A 2,712-nucleotide genomic window follows, 5' to 3' on the forward strand; every position below is an offset into this window, starting at 1 on the left:
CGGCAATTTCCCATGTTAGTACCGATTTCCGCAGATGACCCAGCCGCGATTCCCAACCGGCGCGCATGGGAAATTTTAAGCAAAATGCAAAAGCCGTTTTTAACCGCATTCAGTGATAAAGACCCAATTACAAAAGGCGGTGACGCAATTTTCCAGAAAAGGATTCCCGGCTGTAGGGGCCAAGCCCACACAACGATTACAGATGGCGGGCATTTTTTACAAGAAGACCAAAGCGAACGCTTGGTTCAGGTAATTTTGGAATTTATTACGGCGACACCCCAAAACTAAAAAGCCGAGGGAGAATCAACTCCCTCACTTTTTACGTCTAGCTTATTAAAGCGCCATAAAATCGGGCACATTAAACACCCAACTCTTTTCTTCTTTACGCTCGCTAATACGCCAACCTGCATCGGTGCGGCGATAGCGATCAACATACCAAAGCCCAAGCATAAATACCTGAGTCTCTTCACCAAGTGGCATTTCCATCGGGTTAAAGCACATCACACGGCCACTGGCGGTATCGCCAGTTACCGTGATTTGAATATTGGCGTTGAGGTGCTGGGTGGCACTAAAGGCGGGCAGCGCCTCTTTCAGAAAGTCGATGGTACTTGATAAATCACCAACCGTGCCACCAAACGCGCTGTAATCGATATGGGCGTCAGGGGTAAAAATGTCCGTTAATTCCAGTGCCGCTTTACGATCAATAATATCGGCGTAGTGATACAACATGTCTTGGATCTCAAATCGATCTGACATTTCCTGTAAAGATAGGGCCATGGTACATCTCCTTGTTAAGGTTGTTATTGTTGTTTTAGTACTATGCCGATTGACCTATAGCCCTATCGCGATCACCAAAAAATTAATCGAGTTTAAACACCCGACGAGCATTTTCGCGTAAGAACTTCGGCCATACTTCGTCTTTAAACGGCACATTCGGCATATCTTTAAAAGTGCGATCCAGCGACAAGCCCATGGGGAAATAGCCCGCATACATGACTTTATCTGAGCCGCGGCTATTCGCAAATTTAACAATTTCTTCTGGGTAATGCTTTGGCGCAAAAGCGCTGGTCATGTAATACAAATTGGGGTATTTCAGCATGAGCTTCCACGCTAATTTTTCCCATGGTTCGGCACCGTGGCGCATCACTACTTTCAATTCAGGGAAAAACCAACATACCTCATCAAGCAGTTCCACTTTCTGCGGCGCCATTGGCAGACGTGGGCCGGGAACACCGACGCAAGGGCAAAATGGAATGTCGAGTTCAACGCATTTGGCGTAAATCGGATACCATTTTTTATCGTCATAGGGCACTTGCGGGCACAGACCTGAGGCAAAGCCGGTTATTGCTTTAACACCAAATTCTTTGCGCAGGCGCACGATTTTTCTGACTTCATCCATGCCGTTATTGGGATTAACTTCCAGCGAGCAAAAAAAGCGATCTGGATGGCGGCGCAGCGCTTCCTTGGCAATCTCGTTGTGATCGTCAATGCCGAGCATGGCGCGTTCAATATTATGCTTATCCATTTGTTCAATGGTGTAGGCAATATAATCTTCTTTTTTGCCGCTCTCAGGAATGTCCTTAAACATATACTGAGCGGGCATTTTAAACATGGTGCGGCTTTCTTCATCCATTAGCAGCGGCTTCATAAACTCATACCACTGGCTATTGTCCTCGCCCGGTACGCTGAGCATCAGGTCTATTACTTTAATGTCGTTGGGCATTGCCATGAATCGGCTCCTGTTAATTATTTCATAATGGCCGGGTGCGCCAATTTAGACTTCACATTCTTCACGATATGCCCACAGCCCTCAATAACATAAGACGTCATCGGGATAGCAAAAACGGTCAGTTGGGAATTGCCAATTCAGCCTTTAGTCAAGGCCTGACGAATGTCTGCGGCGATTTCAGCGAGCGCGCTTGGCGCCGCAGGTCGGCGACCATGAATGAGCTTTGGGCCGCCGTGGTGACTAGGAATAAGATGCATATGGTAATGAAAGACGGTTTGCCCCGCCGCACGGCCATTAAGCTGATGAATCGCCAATCCTTCGGCCTTACTAACACGCTTAATAATCGGCGCAAGTCGCTTTGCGTGGAGTGCAACAGCGGTCATCTCTTCACCGCTTAAGGTGAAGAGATTGTCATGGTGCTTGAGGGGAATAATAAGAGTATGGCCAGCACTGACCGGCGAAATATCTAAAAAACTCAATACTTGCTCGTCGCGATAAAGAATATGCGCCGGCGCTTTACCCGCAATGATTTTACAAAAAATACAATTCTGCGCTACTGATTCATTGCCGAATAAGCCTTGCTGCATAGTGCCAACACCCTAATTATCAATTAAAACCCCCAGCAGACCCTGGCGCTAAACCTCCATTGGCCCAGTATCGGGTTCATACACCCCGCGATAAGGGCAGCTTTGGGGGTCGACACTGCGAAAACGATAAACTCCCTCGTCGTCAAGCTCACGCTGCATGCGCCCTTTTGAACACAAGTAATGGAGGTGGGCAACCGCTTCGCCTAGCGCCAAATTAAGCTGATCCATTGCCACTTCGCGCGCGAACATAATACTGAACAGTTCGATCGCCTTTTTTGGTTCAATGCAAGCTTTTTCAATAGCCTCCAAATGCCCTTCGTGATGGGCAATCAAATAATCCAGACGCGCGTGAACCCCGTAAAACGGCGCATTATGCGCAGGCATCACTAAGGTGTC

Annotated in this window: 3 protein-coding genes and 2 pseudogenes; 1 reads left to right on the forward strand and 4 read right to left on the reverse strand. The window is 47.8% G+C overall.

Annotated elements, in window-relative coordinates; translation table 11 throughout:
- Positions 1 to 288: pseudogene (locus ABYP33_RS18425) on the forward strand (haloalkane dehalogenase); the annotation flags it as partial.
- Between the two features lie 45 nt (positions 289 to 333).
- Here ABYP33_RS18425 and ABYP33_RS18430 read toward each other — a convergent pair.
- The 4 genes and pseudogenes from ABYP33_RS18430 to ABYP33_RS18445 all read right to left on the reverse strand — a co-directional run.
- Positions 334 to 777, reverse strand: a complete 444-nt coding sequence (locus tag ABYP33_RS18430; RefSeq protein WP_008249723.1) for a nuclear transport factor 2 family protein — start codon at positions 775 to 777, stop codon at positions 334 to 336.
- An 82-nt stretch (positions 778 to 859) separates the two neighbouring features.
- Entirely contained in the window at positions 860 to 1,729 is an 870-nt protein-coding gene (locus ABYP33_RS18435; protein ID WP_373092728.1) for an amidohydrolase family protein, read from the reverse strand.
- Positions 1,730 to 1,866: 137 nt separating this feature from the next.
- Complete coding sequence (locus ABYP33_RS18440) at positions 1,867 to 2,316, reverse strand: HIT family protein (RefSeq protein ID WP_373092730.1); 450 nt, start codon at positions 2,314 to 2,316, stop codon at positions 1,867 to 1,869.
- A gap of 48 nt (positions 2,317 to 2,364) precedes the next feature.
- Positions 2,365 to 2,712: pseudogene (locus ABYP33_RS18445) on the reverse strand (hypothetical protein); the annotation flags it as partial.

Source organism: Zhongshania sp., from assembly GCF_041584495.1.
Classification (GTDB): Bacteria; Pseudomonadota; Gammaproteobacteria; order Pseudomonadales; family Spongiibacteraceae; genus Spongiibacter.

Bases quoted from the DNA above. Each gene is read 5' to 3' on its own strand.
- ABYP33_RS18430 (WP_008249723.1), bottom strand. From the start codon at position 777: ATGGCCCTATCTTTACAGGAAATGTCAGATCGATTTGAGATCCAAGAC.
- ABYP33_RS18435 (WP_373092728.1), bottom strand. From the start codon at position 1,729: ATGGCAATGCCCAACGACATTAAAGTAATAGACCTGATGCTCAGCGTA.
- ABYP33_RS18440 (WP_373092730.1), bottom strand. From the start codon at position 2,316: ATGCAGCAAGGCTTATTCGGCAATGAATCAGTAGCGCAGAATTGTATT.